Origin of the sequence: Rhodococcus sp. PD04 (assembly GCF_035918275.1) — a bacterium.
In the GTDB taxonomy this organism is placed as follows: Bacteria; Actinomycetota; Actinomycetes; order Mycobacteriales; family Mycobacteriaceae; genus Rhodococcus; species Rhodococcus rhodochrous.
This window is the reverse complement of sequence record NZ_CP142143.1, coordinates 1873730-1889326: the sequence shown is the minus strand read 5'-3', so window position 1 is coordinate 1889326 and position 15597 is coordinate 1873730. Positions and strand designations below refer to the sequence as shown.

Here is a 15597-nt window from a genome sequence, read left to right as displayed (position 1 = left end):
CCTGCTCGGCCGACTACTTGCAGCCGGGCAGACCGGAGCGGTACACGTCGTCCTCACCGAGGCGGGCCTCCGGCGAGAGCAGCACGTCCGCCTCGAGCTGACGCGAGGCCGGTGCCGGCACGCTGTCGCCGCCGAGGCGACGATCCGCGGGCCGCTGGTAGAGCGAGGCCCCACCGGTCATCGCGTCCACCAGGCGACGCTTGCCGGCGACGGTGCGCTCGGCAGCCTTGGCCAGGTAGGCCTCCCGGCGCTCGGCCGGGATCGCCTCGACGAACGCCTGCGGGTGGACCACCGCGATCAGACCCGACACGTGCCCGAAACCGAGGCTCGTGAGCAGACCCGCCTTGAGCGGAAGCTGCTCGCCGAACCGGATCGGCGTGCGCGGCCACACGAGGTGCTCGAACTCCGCCATCTTCTCGTCGACACAGTCGAGGCTGCGGTTCGGCGGAACCACACCCTGCGCGAGGACCTGGCACAGGCCGATCAGCTGGAAGGCAGCGGCGCCGCCCTTGGCGTGACCGGTCAGCGACTTCTGCGAGACCACGAACATCGGGTTGCCCTCGCTGCGGCCCAGCGCAGCGGCCAGACGCTCGTGCAGCTCGGCCTCGTTCGGGTCGTTCGCGGCGGTCGAGGTGTCGTGCTTGGAGATCACCGCGATGTCGTCGGCCGTGAGACCGAGCTTGCGCAGTTCCTTCGCCAGACCCGACTCGCGTCCACCGCGACCCGCACCGAGCGCACCGATGCCGGGCGCCGGAATCGAGGTGTGCACACCGTCGGCGAACGATCCGGCCCAGGCGACCACACCGAGCACCGGCAGGCCCATCTCGAGCGCGACATCGCCGCGGGCGAGCAGGATGGTGCCGCCACCGGCCGACTCGACGAAGCCACCGCGACGACGGTCGTTGGCGCGGGAGAAGCGACGATCGCTGATGCCCTTGGCCTGCATGTCCTCCGACTTGGCGGTCGCGGACATGTCACCGAAGCCGACGATGCCCTCGATACCGAGATCGTCGAAGCCACCGGCGACGACCAGATCGGCCTTGCCGAGCTTGATCTTGTCCACGCCCTCCTCGACGGAGACCGCAGCCGTGGCGCACGCCGCGACCGGGTGCACCATCGCGCCGTAGCCACCGACGTACGACTGGACGACGTGTGCGGCGATGACGTTCGGCAGGGCCTCCTGCAGGATGTCGTTCGCCCGCGACTCGCCGAGCAGCGTGTCGATGTACAGCGACCGCATCGAGGACATGCCACCCATGCCGGTGCCCTGCGTGTTGGCGACCATCGACGGGTGCACCCAGCGGAGCAGCTCGGACGGGGTGAAGCCACCGGTGAGGAAGGCGTCGACCGTGCTGACGATGTTCCACAGACCCACCCGGTCCACCGAGTCCGCCATGTCGGCGGGGATGCCCCACTTCGTGACGTCGAAGCCGGTCGGGATCTGGCCGCCGACCGTGCGGGTCAGCTTCGCCTTGCGCGGCACCCGGATCTCGGTGCCGGCCTTGCGGGTGACCGTCCAGTCGCCCGACTCGGCGTCGACCGACGCGACCGTGTTCTCCGGATCGGAGTCGACGAACGCGCGAGCCTCGGCCTCGGAACCGACGACGAAGGACAGGTCCTTGTCGAGGAAGACCGAGGTGAGCAGCGGAGCCGTGTTGTCGATCATCGCGCCGTCGTCGGCGTAGCGGCGGATGCCGCAACGCTCGACCACCGCGTCGTGGTAGCGGTCGGCGATCTCCGCCTCGGGCACCAGCTCACCGGTCTCGGTGTCGTAGAAGCCCGGCTTGGGATCGTTCTCCCAGCCGATCAGCCCCGTGACCCACGCCAGCTCGAGCACACCGGCGGCCGACAGTTCCTCGTCGACCTCCATCTCGAAGCGGGTGCGAGCGGAACCGTAGGGGCCGAGCTCGCCGGCGCCGACGATGACGACCGTGTCGGCGAGGTCGGCGGTGACCGTGCCCCACTCGGGGGTCGGCAGCGCCTCGGCGCGCGGAGGCTCGGGCAGCGCCGCGATGGTCGCGGTGTCGTCCTCGTCCTCCTCGACGGCGTCGGCCGCGTCCTGCGCCTGCTTCGCGAGCGCCGGCAGGTCGACGTCCACCTCGGACAGTCCACCGGTCAGGTCCGCGACGAGCGGAGCCTCGGCGGCGAGACGCGTGGCCTCCGGCCCGACCAGCTTCAGCAGCTCGCCGGCCATCTCGTCGGTCGACCAGGTGCGGACACCGGCGGCCTCGACGGCCTCGACCAGCGGGTCGTTGCCGCCCATCAGGCCCGTGCCACGCACCCAGCCGATGAGGGCGTGGGCCAGGGTGACGCGCTCGGCCCAGGTGCGCTCGGCGCTCCAGCGGTTGATGATCGCGTCGAGTGCGGCCTTGGCCTCACCGTAGGCACCGTCGCCACCGAACTTGCCGCGGTTCGGCGAACCGGGCAGCACGACGTGCAGGTGGGTGTCGACGTCGCGGTCGTACCCGATCTGCGACAGTCCGGCGATCAGTCGCTCGACCGACCACAGCAGCACCCGCATCTCCATCTCGGCGCGCGCACCGGCGTCGGCGAGCGAGCCCGCCACGCGCGGCGCGGCGAACGGGAAGAGCAGCGTCGGGGTGAGCGCGTCCTTGATGAGCTTCTTGGCGCCACCGGCGACCTCGACGGTCTCGGTGCCGATCCACTCGATCAGGGCATCGACGTCGCTGTAGGACGCCATGTTCGCGGGAACCACCCACAGAGCGGCGCCGGCGCGGGCGTTACGTGCGTACAGCTCCTTGTAGAAGCCCAGGCGGCTGTCGTTCAGCGAGGACGTGGTCACGACGACCGTCGCACCACCGGCCAGCAGCTTCGCGGCGACGGCTGCGCCGATACCGCCCTTGCTGGCGCCGGTGACCACGGCGACCTCGTCCGCGTACTCGGCACCCTCGGTGACGACGGCGGTTCCGGCGATCGCGGCGTAGGTCTGCGCGAGCTCGGTACGACCGGCCTCGGTGGCCTTGCGGCCCCAGAACTCGGCGTGCGCGGCCACGGTCCGGCCGGCGCCGGTGAACCGCTCGACCTCGAGCTGCTCGCCGAGCCAGACACGGGCCAGGTCCTCACGGGCGGTGGCCCAGCGGTCGTCGATCAGGACGGCCTTGCGCTCGTCGAAGGCCGGAGCGACCAGACGCGGCCAATCGGAGCCGAGCTCCGCCGAGACCAGGTCGACGAGTTCGTCGTCGGCCTTGTCTGCCAGACCCGAGACCTGCTCGGTGTGGCCGAGCTGCTCGAGCACGAAGCGGGCAGCGCCGGCGAGCACTCCGTCGCGACCGGTGATCTGCTCGGCGAACTCGCCGAGGGCAGCGGCGTCGACCGTCGCTCCCCCGCCGCCACCGGCGGACGGCATCGACACGGCGATTCCGCGACGCGAGGCCACCGACTGCACGGCGGCGTCGATCAGCTTGTCGACCGAAGCGGCATCCGCGAGGGCGCCGTCGGTCAGGCCGCCCAGGTCACCACCGCGGACGGACGAACCGTCGCGGCTGCCGAGCGCAGCTTCGGCGGTGACGTGCGACGCCCAGCCCTCGCCCAGACCCCACACCTTGGTGACGCGGTCGGCGATGTAGGCGGGACGCTTGCCCGACGGACCGAACACCTTGCGCAGGTGGTCGTTGATCGAGTCCGACAGCACCGGGCCGAAGGGACGGTAGGTGCGGGCGAGACGGTCGACCGTGCCGGCGAGGGCACCCATGTCGGCGTCGGCGGCACCGTCGATCGCGCCGAGCGAGAGCTCGGAACCGAGGTCGACGAGCAGCTGGTTGCGGCGCGAGGACACGCCGTCGCACAACGCCTCGATCGTGTCGGCGGGGCCGATCTGATCCGGGCGCAGCTTCGTCCACAGTGCGATGAGCACCTTGGTGGCGTCTGCGGCCTTGAAGGCGATGTCGTCCGGCGTCGGGCCACCGGCCGGCGCAGCGGGAGCCGCGGCGGGTGCCGGGGCCGCAGCGGCGGCGGGAGCGGACTCGGTGGCCGGTGCGGCGGGATCGTCGTCCTCGACCGGGGCGGGATCGGTGTCGGTCGAGTAGACGACCGACGCCTCGCGCTCGATGTTGAGCACCTCGACGGGCTGACCGAAGCGGCCGGGCAGCTTCAGCGTCTGCGATGCGAGGTTCGCGACGGTGGGCGCGCCACCGAGACCGACCTCGACGAACCGCTCGACACCGAGACCACCGTCGGCCTCGTCGGCGAACAGCAGGTCCTGCGTCTCGATCCAGCGCACCGGCGACGCGAACTGCCAGGCCAGCAGCTCGGCGAGCACCACGCGGGTGAGCTCGACCGGCTTGGCCGACCAGCTGTCGAAGTCCGCGAGGACGTCGGCGAGCGGCTGCGACGGCACCAGGTCGGCGATCTCCTGGATGAACTCGCGGCCCAGATCGAACGGCTTGGGCACGAGGTTCGGGATGTACCGGCCGATGAGGATGTCCGGGTCGATCTCCTGCGGCAGCAGGGCGAGCAGGCGCTCACGGAAGTCGTCGACACCGCCGCGCAGCACGGTCGAGTGGAACGGCACGTCGATGCCCGGGACGAGGATGAACGCGCGCTTGCCACCGAACTCGGCGACCTTGCGCTCGATCACGGACTCGAGGGCTTCGAGGCCGGCGACCGTACCGGCGATCGCATACTGCGATCCGCGCAGGTTGAGGTTGACGATCTCCAGGAATTCCCCGGTCTCCTCGGCGACACCGGCGACGAAGGCCTGCAGGTCCGCGTCGTCCACACCGAACTGCGACGGCCGGATCGCGGCCATGCGGTAGTTCGAGCGGCCGTGCTCGTCGCGCGGCACGAGGGCGTGCATCGCGGAGCCGCGCTGGAAGACGACCTCGAGGACGGCCTCGAGCGGCAGCACACCGGCGACCGCGGCGAGCGCGTTGTACTCGCCCACCGAATGACCGGCCAGGAAGGCGTCGTCGACGAACGCACCGGCCTCCTTGAGCTCGGCGATCTGCGCGACACCGAGGGTCGCCATCGCGACCTGGGTGAACTGCGTCAGGTGCAGCACGCCGTCGGGGTGCTTGTGGGTGACGCCGCGGGCCTTGAGGACCGTCGGGTTGTCGCGGACCACGGCCAGGATCGAGAAGCCGAGAGCCTCGCGGGTGTGCTTGTCGGCGCGCTCCCAGATCTCGCGGGCGGCCTTCGAGCGGGCACGGGCGTCGAGGCCCATGCCGGGACGCTGGATGCCCTGGCCCGGGAAGGCGTAGACGGTCTTCGGCGCGGCGATACGGCCGGTCGCGACCATCACCAGATCACCGTCGACGCGGCAGCCGACCTCGACGACCTCGGCGCCACCGTCGGTGGCGATGCGGTCGACACGCACGTCGATCCTCGCGCCCGGACGGACCATGCCCAGGAAGCGGGTGGTCCACGCCGTCAGGCGACGGACCGGCAGCTTCGCGTCCTGCTCGATCGCGGTGACGACCTGCTGGGCCGCGGCCGACAGCCACATGCCGTGGACGATCGGGCTTCCGAGACCGGCGAGCAGCGCGGCGTTGTCGGAGGTGTGGATCGGGTTGTGGTCGCCGGAGACCTTCGCGAAGGCGCTCATGTCGGTCGGCGCGACGATCACGGCGTCGCGGCGGCGGCGACGCGGGGTGTCGGTGACGGCCTCGGTGAGAGCGCCACCGGCGCGGACCGGATCGGCGAGCTCGGCGGTGCCGGTGCGGCCGCGGATCGCGAACCGCTCGGCCAGGGTGGCGACCACCCGGTCGCCCGAGCCGTCACCGCTGTCGGCGGTGATGACCACGTCGACCTCGACGACACGACCCAGGTCGGTGTCGGAGACACCGGTGACCTCGGCCTTGACACCCAGGAAGGCGGGATCGGTGGGCAGACCGTTCTTCACGTCGATCGCGTGGTCCAGGTGGACCAGGTCGAGCATGCCCTCGATGACCGAGAGATCGGTCTCGGTGCGGGCGGCGCCGAGTGCGGCGAAGACGGCCGGCCAGCAGGCACCGACGAGCACATCGGGCACACCGTTGCCGCTCGGCGTCAGGTTCGCGGGCAGGCCCGAACCGGTGACACCGGCATGGTCGGCGATCTTCTCCGGCAGCCAGCCCAGGGTGATGCGGGCAGCGCCCTTCTTGACCTCGGGCAGTTCCTGACCGGCGGCGACACCGAGCAGAGCGGACATCGACGCATCGGCGTCGGCCTCGGTGACGACGGGCGCGCCACCGGAGACGACCGAGGCGGGCACGGTCAGGCGGATCTCGACGGCCTTGTCGCGCACCAGCGGAACCCGCAGGCCGACGTGCTCGTCGTCGAGGATCGTCAGGGTCGCACCCGTCGGGGCGTGCGAGGCGGCGGTCTCCGACTCGACGGTCCACTCGTCCAGATCACCGAGACGGTGGATCGGGTTGCGGGTCTGACGACCCGCCCACGAGACGTCCGGCGAGGACAGCACGGCGTCGAGCAGACCCGGCGCGATGTCGCGGTGGCGACGCGCAGCGAGCTCCACCGGCTCCGCACCCTCGGCGACGAGCTCGTCGGCCGTGGCCTTCTCGAAACGGTCGAGGAGTTCACCGACCGGCTCGTCGACGCGGGTGATGCCGGCGACGGCGACGGTGCCGGGGATGACGCAGACCTGGTCGGCGGAGTACCGCGGATCGTGGGCCTGCCACAACGAATCCGAACGCCACCAGCGACGCACATCCTGGTCGACGACCGGAACGAAGTTCACGGGCTTGCCGGGCGTGCGGCACAGCGACACGAAGAACGGCACGTCGGCGGGGTGCAGCACGACGTCGCCCGCGTCGGGGTACTGCGCGAGCAGCGACTTGATCGCGGCGTACGGGCGCTCGAGCACCGCGTCGTCGTCGAACAGCGTCGGGATCGGGCCCCGGCAGACGGGATGCAGGCGTGCCTCGGCGCGCTGCAGCATGTCGCGGAAACGCTCACGCCACGACACGTCCAGCCACGGGCTGGTGTGCGCCTCGGCGAGGACGTCCGCGAGATCGGTGCCGCAGTCGAACTCGGCGCCGTTGTCCGCGCCGACGGCCAGCTCGAGGTAGCGCTCGAGCCACTGCAGGTAGGTCATGGTGTCGAGGTCACCGAAGTACGGCTTCGCCGTTCCGTTCAGGGCCTCGATGATCTCGTCGCGTCGCGCGGCCACGGCGTCGGCGTCACCGGCGACCTCGTCGAGCAGGCGACCCGTGCGCGATGCGGCGTTGTCGATCTCGTGGATGTCGGCACCGAGCTGGCTGCGGCCGGAGGCCATACCACCGGTCGCGGTGCCGGCGGCGACCCAGTCGGGGGTGCCGGGAGTGTCGGCGAGAAGCTGCTTGACCTCGGGAGCCGTCGTGGCCTCGAGGGTCGCCATCGCGGCGGTGCCGACGAGGATGCCGTCGAGCGGCATGGCCGGGAAGCCGTAGACGGTCGACCAGCGACCGGTCAGGTACTCGGCCGCCTTCTCCGGCGTACCGATGCCACCGCCGACGCACAGCACCAGGTTCGGGCGCGTACGCAGCTCGGCGTAGGTGTCGAGGAGCAGGTCGTCGAGGTCTTCCCACGAGTGGTGACCACCCGCGCGACCGCCCTCGATGTGGGCGATGACCGGGTAGTCCGGAACCTCGTTCGCGATGCGGATCACCGAACGGATCTGCGCGACCGTGCCCGGCTTGAAGGCAACGTGCTCGATGCCGGCCTCACGCAGGTCGGAGATGATCTGCACGGCCTCGTCGAGCTCCGGGATACCGGCGGTGACGACGACACCGTCGAAGGGCGCACCCGCCGCGCGGGCCTTGGGCACGAGGCGCTTGCCGCCGACGTGCAGCTTCCACAGGTAGGGGTCCAGGAACATCGAGTTGAACTGGACGGCGCGACCCGGCTCGAGCAACTCCGTGAGCTCGGCGACGTGGTCGGCGAAGATCTGCTCGGTGACCTGGCCGCCACCGGCGAGCTCGGCCCAGTGTCCGGCGTTCGCGGCCGCGGCGACGATCTTCGGATCGACGGTCGTGGGGGTCATGCCCGCGAGCAGGATCGGCGAGCGGCCCGTCAGGCGGGTGAAGGCCGTCTCGACGGCGATGCGGCCGTCGGGCAGCGCGACCGGCTTCGGAGCGAACTCCGACCAGGCACGCGGAACCTCGGGCTCGGCGCCCGGGGTGAGGAGGTTGCGCTGACCGCCGCGGGTCGCGGCGGCGATGATGCCGACGCCCTGACCGCGCAGGCCCGAGCTGGTCATGCGGGTGAGGAGCTCCCCCGGGCCGAGGTCGAGGATCCACGAGGCACCGGACGCGACGGCGGAGTCGACCTGCTCGACCCAGTCGATCGGGGCGACGAGGATGGCCTGCGCCAGGCTGCGCGCGAGCTCGGCGTCGAGCTCGCAGCGGGCGGCCCAGTCGGCGACCTGCTCCACGGCATCCGCGAAGGCGGGGTGATGGAAGCCGACCTCGGCCGCGACGGGCTCGAAGGTCGGGGAGAACACGGCGCCACCGCGCTTCTTGGCCTCACGCTCGCGGGTCTCCGCGGCGGAGATCTGCTCACAGCGCTGCTGCACGCGCTCGAGGGCGGCGGGCGGGCCCGACAGCACGACACGACGCCGGGCGTTGCGGATCGCGACGACGGCGCTGCGCTCGGCATCCTGGCCCTCGAAGACCTCGGCGACGATCGCGCGCAGGCGCTCGGGGTCGACGTTGGCGACGGCGAGCATCGGGTACTTGCCGGCGCCGGAGATCAGGCCGCGACGACGTCCGACGAGGGTCGCGGCGGCACCGATGAGCTGGGCGATCGCGAGGATCTCGGCGTCCTTGCGGCCGGCGGCGGCGACGGACTCGACGGCGAGGACGCCCTGCGAGTGGCCGATGACCGCACTCGGCGCGACGGAGTCGACGTCGAGGCCCTGGTTCGCGAGCGCACGCAGTGCGGCGACCTGAGTGAGGAAGACGCCGGGAAGCGACACGGCGGCGGAGGTGAGAGCGGCTTCGGAGGGGCCGGTGGGCGCGTCGTCCTCGTCGGCGAGTTCGGCCTCGAGGATCCACGCGACGGGGTCGAAGCCCGTCGGACGGACCACGACGAGGTCGCTCGCGACCGGGGCGAGGTGCGCGGTGGCGCGGTTGACCAGGTCGGTGAGGACCGGTTCGAGTCCGTTGTCGCGGCTGAGCTCCTCGAGCGAGGTCAGCCAGGGGGCTCCCTGGCCGCCGAATGCGAGCGCGTAGGGCTCACCCGCGAGGAGCTTGTCGACCAGGGCACGGGCCGGAGCGGCTGCCGTGGACCGATCGGTGGTGCGTCGTGATGCCTTCGAGTTCCGTCCGTTGTCGCCTGGTGTGGTCTCGTCGATCGTCACGCGTGTGGTTCCTCTCCTGAACACCCCGGCGTCGAGGCTTCGTGTGTCAGCGCTGCGCGCCGGTGTGCTGCTGGACTAGTGGTCCGCTGTTCGGGCACGCCAAGGTTCGCACAAAATCATGAGGGGTTCCTCATGTTTTGTTTCGCGCAGTTTGCTCGACACCTCCCCCACCAGTGATTTCCCTCACACGACCGCTCGAAAGTAACTGGTCGGTAACCCGAATCACTCCTGGCTGCGCCAATGCGTGGACGTCCACGAACCCGAGGAATCCCTCACGTTTATCGTTATCAAATCGTTACCTGTTGACGGGCGTCGCGGATCGTGCATCGCAAGATCGAAAAGAGTGTCGGCACCCGCGGTTAATCTTCGACCGGATCGAACAGACATTCGACAGGGGGCGAGATGGGGAAGCGGATCGGGTACACCAAGGAACTGCTGGAGGAAGCGGTGGCTGCGTCCGTCAGTACTGCGGGTGTTCTCCGTCATCTGGGACTGCGGGCGGGCGGAGGTAGTTACGTCGTCGTCAAACGACGGATCGAGGCCTACGGAATCGACACCTCCCACTTCCGGGGCATGGCCCACCAGAAGGGACGACCTGCCCGCAACCGGCTGCACTGGTCCGACGTGCTCACGGCCGCACCGGCCGGCACGAACCGGAAGGAGACCAGGACGCTCAGGCGGGCACTCCTCGAATACGGTCGCGCACACGAGTGCGAGACGTGCGGCATCGGACCGGAATGGCTCGAATCTCCGCTCATGCTCCACATCGATCATGTCGACGGCAATCCGAACGACTCCCGCCCGCACAATCTTCGTTTCCTGTGCCCCAACTGCCACAGCCAGACGCCGACATGGGCGCGCAGGAACGCATGTCGCGTTCTCGACGAACCTCCCGAACGGACTCCCGACCGGATCGGAGCCGAACTCGACGGGGCGGCGTGATGGCGCGACCGGTAAAGTACACCAAGGAGATGCTGGAGGAAGCGGTCCGGAGCAGCGTCAACTTCGCCGAGGTCATGCGCTACTTCGGTCTCGCGCCGCACGGCGGGCACCACACGCATCTGAGCCGCCGGATCCGCGCCCTCGGCATCGATACCTCCCACTTCACCGGACGGCCCAGGACGACCGCACGCAGACCGTACGTCCGACACGGATGGCAGGACCTTCTCATCGAGAAGCCGCGCGGCTCCAGGCGCACGAAACCGGATCAACTCCGACGGGCACTCGTCGAGTACGGACGCCCCTACCGGTGCACCCGGTGCGGCACCGAGCCCGAGTGGAACGGAAAACCGCTCACCTTGCACGTCGACCACATCGACGGGAACCCGAACGATTCCCGCCCGGAGAACGTCCGCTTCCTGTGCCCCAACTGTCACAGTCAGACGCCCACCTGGGCCGGACGAAACGTGCAGCACCGCACGGCTCCCGAATGACGGCCATGCCGTATCCTGCTGAGGTCTGGCGCGAGTGGCGGAATTGGCAGACGCCCGGGTTTTAGGTACCCGTGTCTTCGGACGTGGGGGTTCGAGTCCCCCCTCGCGCACCACGTGACCTCACCCACGGTGCACCGGCCGGTCTTGGCAGGTCGGTGCACCGTTCGGGTACCGTCGAGGGCGTGTCCGAGCATCGCCCTCCCCGCCGGTTGGCCCTGATCATCCTGGTTCTGGTGGCCGCGGCCGGATGCCTCGGCCTCGGTTACTGGCAGTGGGTCCGGTTCGAAGCGGTCGGCGGCACCTACCAGAATCTCGGCTACGCCCTCCAGTGGCCCGCATTCGCCTTCTTCTGCGTCTACGCATACCGGCGCTTCGTCCGCCTCGAGGCCGAGGAGCAGGAAGCCGAGAGCACCGGCGGACGACGCCCGTCCGAGCCGGACGAGCCCACCGAGATCCCCGAGGATCTTCTTCCCACCCGTCCGCGCACGCTCGCCGAGGCACGCGAGCAGGAGGCCGCGGATCCCGACGCACAACAGATCAACGAGTACAACGAGTACCTCGCGCAGCTGGCGCGCAGGTCCGATAGGAGCGCTCAGTGAGCACGACCCCCGAGCAGGCGTCCGGCCAGGCCACCACGCCGCGCGTCGTCAGTGAGGCCGACCGGAAGAAGATCCGGTCCGCTCTTCTGCGTTACCGCGTGCTCGCCTACGCGACCGGTATCTGGCTGCTCATCCTCACCGGTGAGATGGTCGCCAAGTACATCATCGGTGTCGAGAACGTGCCGGCCTGGATCGCGATCGTGCACGGCTGGGTGTACGCGGTGTACCTGGTTCTCACTTTCGATCTGTCCATCAAGGTGCGCTGGCCGATCGCCCGGACGGTGTGGACGCTCCTGGCGGGCACCATCCCGTTCCTGTCGTTCTTCGTCGAGCACAAGCGCACGCAGCAGGTGAAGGCCGACTTCGGAGTCTGACCGGCAACCTCCACGGACACGAATCGGGCGGATCCTTCGAAAGGATCCGCCCGATTTTCGTCTGTGACCGTGCGCGCTCAGCGTCGCGGCAGGCGCACCACCTGGACGAAGAACTCGTCGATCTGGCGCACCGCGCGGATGAACTGGTCGAGGTCGACCGGCTTCGTCACGTACGCGTTGGCATGCAGCTTGTAGCTGCGGAGGATATCCTCTTCCGCTGCCGAGGTGGTGAGGACCACGACGGGGATGTCGGTGAGGTCGGAGTCGGACTTGACCTGCTCGAGGACCTGCCGTCCGTCGTACTTGGGCAGGTTCAGGTCGAGGAGGATCAGGTCGGGCCGAGGCGCGTTCTCGTACTGGCCGCGCCGGTAGAGGAAGTCGAGTGCCTCCTCGCCGTCGCGGACCACGTGGAGGGTGTTTCCGATCTTGTTGTCCTCGAACGCTTCGCGCGTCATCAATTCGTCGCCGGGGTCGTCCTCGACGAGGAGGACGTCGATCGGCCGCCCGGAAACGCTCATGCAGATGCCCCTTTCAGAGCGACTTCGGTTGCAGACATGCTGTCGTCTGCCTTGGGCATCGTAAAGCAGAACCGACTGCCGTCCCGATACTGCGGGTCGAGCCAGATCTCTCCACCGTGGTATTCGACGATCTTGCGGCAGATCGCCAGGCCGATGCCGGTGCCGGTGTAGACGTCCCGGCCGTGCAGCCTCTGGAAGATCACGAAGACCTTGTCGGCGAACTCCTCGGCGATACCGATTCCGTTGTCCTGCACGGAGAATCGCCAGAACTCGTCACCCTCGTCGACGATCTCCTCGCAGTCGATCCGGATCTCCACGGGCCGGTCCTCGTGGCGGAACTTGATCGCGTTTCCGATCAGGTTCTGCCACAACATGATCATCAGTGTGGGATCCCCCACGATCGTCGGCAGGGACTCGGGCCGGGAGATCTTCGCTCCGGATTCCTCGACCGCCTGGGAGATGTTCGTCAGGGCCGCGTCGAGGGTCACGTCCAGTTCGGTGCGGACGTGCGCGTCGCTGACTCGTCCGACCCGCGAGAAGGTCAGCAGGTCGTTGATGAGCACCTGCATACGCTTCGCGCCGTCGACCGCGAAGGCGATGTACTGGGTGCCGCGTTCGTCGAGCTTGTCGCCGTAGCGCTTCTCGAGCAACTGGCAGAAGGACGCGACCTTGCGGAGCGGCTCCTGCAGGTCGTGGGAGGCGACGTAGGCGAACTGTTCGAGTTCGGAGTTCGAGCGTCGCAGTTCCGTCGTCTGGTTCTCGAGTTGCTCCTCGCGTTCGTGCGCGACCTGCAGTTCGCGCACGATCCGCTCACGCATGTCCTCGACATCCCGCCCGAGTGCCCGGATGTCGGCGGGACCCTGTGGCTCGATCTCGACGTCGAAGTTCTCCCCCGCGACCACCTTGCGCGAGGCCTGCCGCAGCCGCTGGATCGGCCGGACCACGATCATCTGGAGCAGAACGGCCAGACCGACGCCGGTGAGGAGGAAGACCACGACCATGCCGGCGAGGATGCGATCCCGCGTGGTCCGGGTGTCCTCAAGCGTGGCGATGCCGTCTTCTCGGGCCTGCGTGAGGTCGGCGTTCTGGACGGCGAACGCGGTCCGGATCCGGTCGAAGGCATCACGCCCCGCTGCGACGGCGGCGGGGTCGACGAACCGGGGCTCTCCCGGCACAACAGTGGAGATGAGAGGTTCGGCGTACACGCGCCGCCATTCCGCTGCGTGCCTTTCGATCGCTTCGAGGTCCGCCATCAGGTCCTCCTCGTCGCCGACGAGGGCACGTAACTCGGCGGCCGCGGCCTCCTCGTCGCGTCGTCCGTCCTCGTAGGGGCGGAGGAACTCGGGGTCGGCGGCGAGGATGTAACCCCGCGCGCCCGTCTCCTGGTTGATCAGCGCCGACTGCAACCGGTACGCCTCGACGCGGGCGGGCTGGATTCGGTCGCGCACGTAGTTGGAGTACTCCGTCGTCTCACGGAGGAAGTGGCTGCCGACCACAGTGCCGACGACGACCAGCAGCCCCATCACGCCCAGTACGAGGAGGAACCAGCCCTGGACCGTCAGCCCGCGGGACGGCGAACGACGCACGTCTCCCGCCTCCCCCGTTGCGTCGTTGTTCGTCATGCGGTGGTGATCACTTCCTGTTCCATTGCACGTGGACGACTGCGACGTCGTCGGACAGTCCTCCCCTACTGTCCGCGAGTTTCTCGGCACCGTCGATCAGCGAGTCGGTGAACTCGGCGGCCGGCAGATGAGCGCGTTCGCGCGCGAGCTCGAGGAGTCCTTCCTCACCGAGTCGTTCCGGGCCGTCGCCGCGATGCCCCTCGAACAATCCGTCGGTGAACAGCACGATCGCGCCGTCCTCGGGCAGCTCCATCGTGTGGACTGGCCAGGTGGCCACACCCGGCAGCAGGCCGAGAGCCGGACCACCGGGCGCTTCGACCCAGTCGATGGTTCCGCCATGTCGGAGCAGCAGACCGGGATGACCGGCCCGCATGACCTCGACGGTGCTGCGGTCGGCACACATCGTGAGGTTCGTCATCGACGCGAAGAAGCGACTCTCCGTGCGCTCCGCGACGAGGATCTCCTCGAGTTGGTGCAAGCGGCGGGGGCCGTCGACCCCGCTGAGCACGAGCGTGCGCCACGCGATGCGCAACCCGACGCCGAGGGCTGCCTCGTCGGGGCCGTGGCCGGAGACGTCGCCGATGAGAACGTGGACGGTGCCGTCGTCGGTCTGCACGACGTCGTAGAAGTCGCCGCCGAGAAGAGCGGACGACCGGCCGGGGCGGTAGCGGGAAACGACGTCGAACTCCTGACCGTTGCGCAGGAGCGGGGACGGGAGCAGTCCGCGTTCGAGTCGGGCGTTCTCCTGTGCGTGCAGCTGGCTCGCCTGGAGTTCGGCCGCCGCGATCTCGGTCTGCTTTCGCTAGATGGCGTAGCGGACGGCGCGGCCGAACAGATCGGGTTCGACGCGTCCCTTGACGAGATAGTCCTGGGCGCCCACGGACAACGCGGCGAGGCCGGTCTGTTCCTCCGCGAGGCCGGTGAGGACGACGATGGGGACGGAATCTGTGATCTCCTGGATGCGGGCGACGGCTTCGAGCCCGCTCGCATCGGGCAGGTGGAGGTCGAGAAGTACGCAGTCGGGAGCCGATGTGGTGAGTTCGTCGCGGGCCTGCGCAAGTGTCTGTACCCACACGACGGTCATCTCAGGGGCACTGTCGACGACGAGTTCCTCCACGATGAGCGCGTCACCCGGATCGTCCTCGATGAGGAGCAACGACGGTGGTTCGACCGACTCGCTCTGCGCTCGGTGCATGTCCACTCGGCGCCCCTCCCTCCCTGCTCGAAAGGGAACATTACAGACTGCACGACGGCATGGTCACAGGGTGGTCACGGAGGGTCGCGGCCACGGCCGACGGACCGATGTGTGCATCTATCGGCACGATCTTGCATGATGACAAGGTGAACGATCCCATGACCGCGCATCCGCATATGACTATTTCCACGACCCGCAACGGCTCCGTGGCCGTGCTGTCCGTCAACGGCGAAGTCGACATGACGAGCGCCCCGCTCCTCGAGCAGGAAGCCCTCGCACTTCTCGACACCGACATCTCCGGACTGATTGTCGACCTCAGCGGGGTTGATTTCCTCGCTTCGATGGGTATCGCTCTGTTGGTCGAGTTGTCCAAGCGAGCTGCCGACAACACCGGTTTCGCCGTCGTGGCACACGGCAGTGCAACGGCACGCCCGCTCGAACTCCTCGGCCTCGGAGAGGTCTTGGCGATCCATCCGAAGCTCGACGACGCGCTCGTCGGCCTCGGTACCTCGCCGGAAGGCGTCTCCGAGTAGACCGCCGTACCCGACGAACCGAGGAGCC

8 protein-coding genes, 1 tRNA gene and 1 pseudogene are annotated in these 15597 nt (G+C 69.1%); 6 read left to right on the top strand and 4 right to left on the bottom strand.

Features of this window, described 5'->3' with window-relative positions; genetic code table 11:
• Window positions 1-13: 13 nt before the first annotated feature.
• Window positions 14-9295: a type I polyketide synthase gene (locus U9J23_RS08685; protein WP_272266436.1), complete on the bottom strand. Its 9282-nt coding sequence runs from the start codon at window positions 9293-9295 to the stop codon at window positions 14-16.
• Between the two features lie 402 nt (window positions 9296-9697).
• Between U9J23_RS08685 and U9J23_RS08680 the strand changes: the two genes are divergently transcribed.
• The 5 genes from U9J23_RS08680 (at window position 9698) to U9J23_RS08660 (ending at window position 11701) form a co-directional block, all read left to right on the top strand.
• Complete coding sequence (locus U9J23_RS08680; protein WP_272266435.1) at window positions 9698-10237, top strand: HNH endonuclease signature motif containing protein; 540 nt, start codon at window positions 9698-9700, stop codon at window positions 10235-10237.
• Window positions 10237-10728 carry an HNH endonuclease signature motif containing protein gene (locus tag U9J23_RS08675; RefSeq protein ID WP_272266434.1) on the top strand — a complete coding sequence of 164 codons (492 nt, stop codon included), beginning with the start codon at window positions 10237-10239 and terminating at the stop codon, window positions 10726-10728. Before U9J23_RS08680 ends, U9J23_RS08675 begins: the two co-directional genes overlap by 1 nt.
• A gap of 28 nt (window positions 10729-10756) precedes the next feature.
• A tRNA-Leu gene (locus tag U9J23_RS08670) sits at window positions 10757-10841 on the top strand.
• Window positions 10842-10910: 69 nt separating this feature from the next.
• Window positions 10911-11327, top strand: coding sequence for a hypothetical protein (locus U9J23_RS08665; protein ID WP_024100522.1), 417 nt, complete (start codon window positions 10911-10913; stop codon window positions 11325-11327).
• Window positions 11324-11701 carry a DUF3817 domain-containing protein gene (locus U9J23_RS08660; protein ID WP_006554752.1) on the top strand — a complete coding sequence of 126 codons (378 nt, stop codon included), beginning with the start codon at window positions 11324-11326 and terminating at the stop codon, window positions 11699-11701. Before U9J23_RS08665 ends, U9J23_RS08660 begins: the two co-directional genes overlap by 4 nt.
• Before the next feature lie 77 nt (window positions 11702-11778).
• Here the strand turns inward: U9J23_RS08660 and U9J23_RS08655 are convergent, their stop codons facing one another.
• The 3 genes and pseudogenes from U9J23_RS08655 to U9J23_RS08645 all read right to left on the bottom strand — a co-directional run bounded on the left by U9J23_RS08655 (window position 11779) and on the right by U9J23_RS08645 (window position 15036).
• Window positions 11779-12219 (bottom strand): response regulator, encoded by a 441-nt coding sequence (locus U9J23_RS08655; RefSeq protein ID WP_059383959.1) that lies wholly within the window; start codon window positions 12217-12219, stop codon window positions 11779-11781.
• Window positions 12216-13841, bottom strand: a complete 1626-nt coding sequence (locus U9J23_RS08650; protein ID WP_272266433.1) for a sensor histidine kinase — start codon at window positions 13839-13841, stop codon at window positions 12216-12218. The genes U9J23_RS08655 and U9J23_RS08650 overlap by 4 nt, the downstream gene beginning before the upstream one ends.
• Before the next feature lie 10 nt (window positions 13842-13851).
• A pseudogene (locus tag U9J23_RS08645) lies at window positions 13852-15036 on the bottom strand (PP2C family protein-serine/threonine phosphatase).
• Window positions 15037-15182: 146 nt separating this feature from the next.
• Here U9J23_RS08645 and U9J23_RS08640 point away from each other — a divergent pair.
• Window positions 15183-15569: an STAS domain-containing protein gene (locus tag U9J23_RS08640; RefSeq protein ID WP_059383961.1), complete on the top strand. Its 387-nt coding sequence runs from the start codon at window positions 15183-15185 to the stop codon at window positions 15567-15569.
• The last annotated feature ends 28 nt before the right edge of the window (window positions 15570-15597 follow it).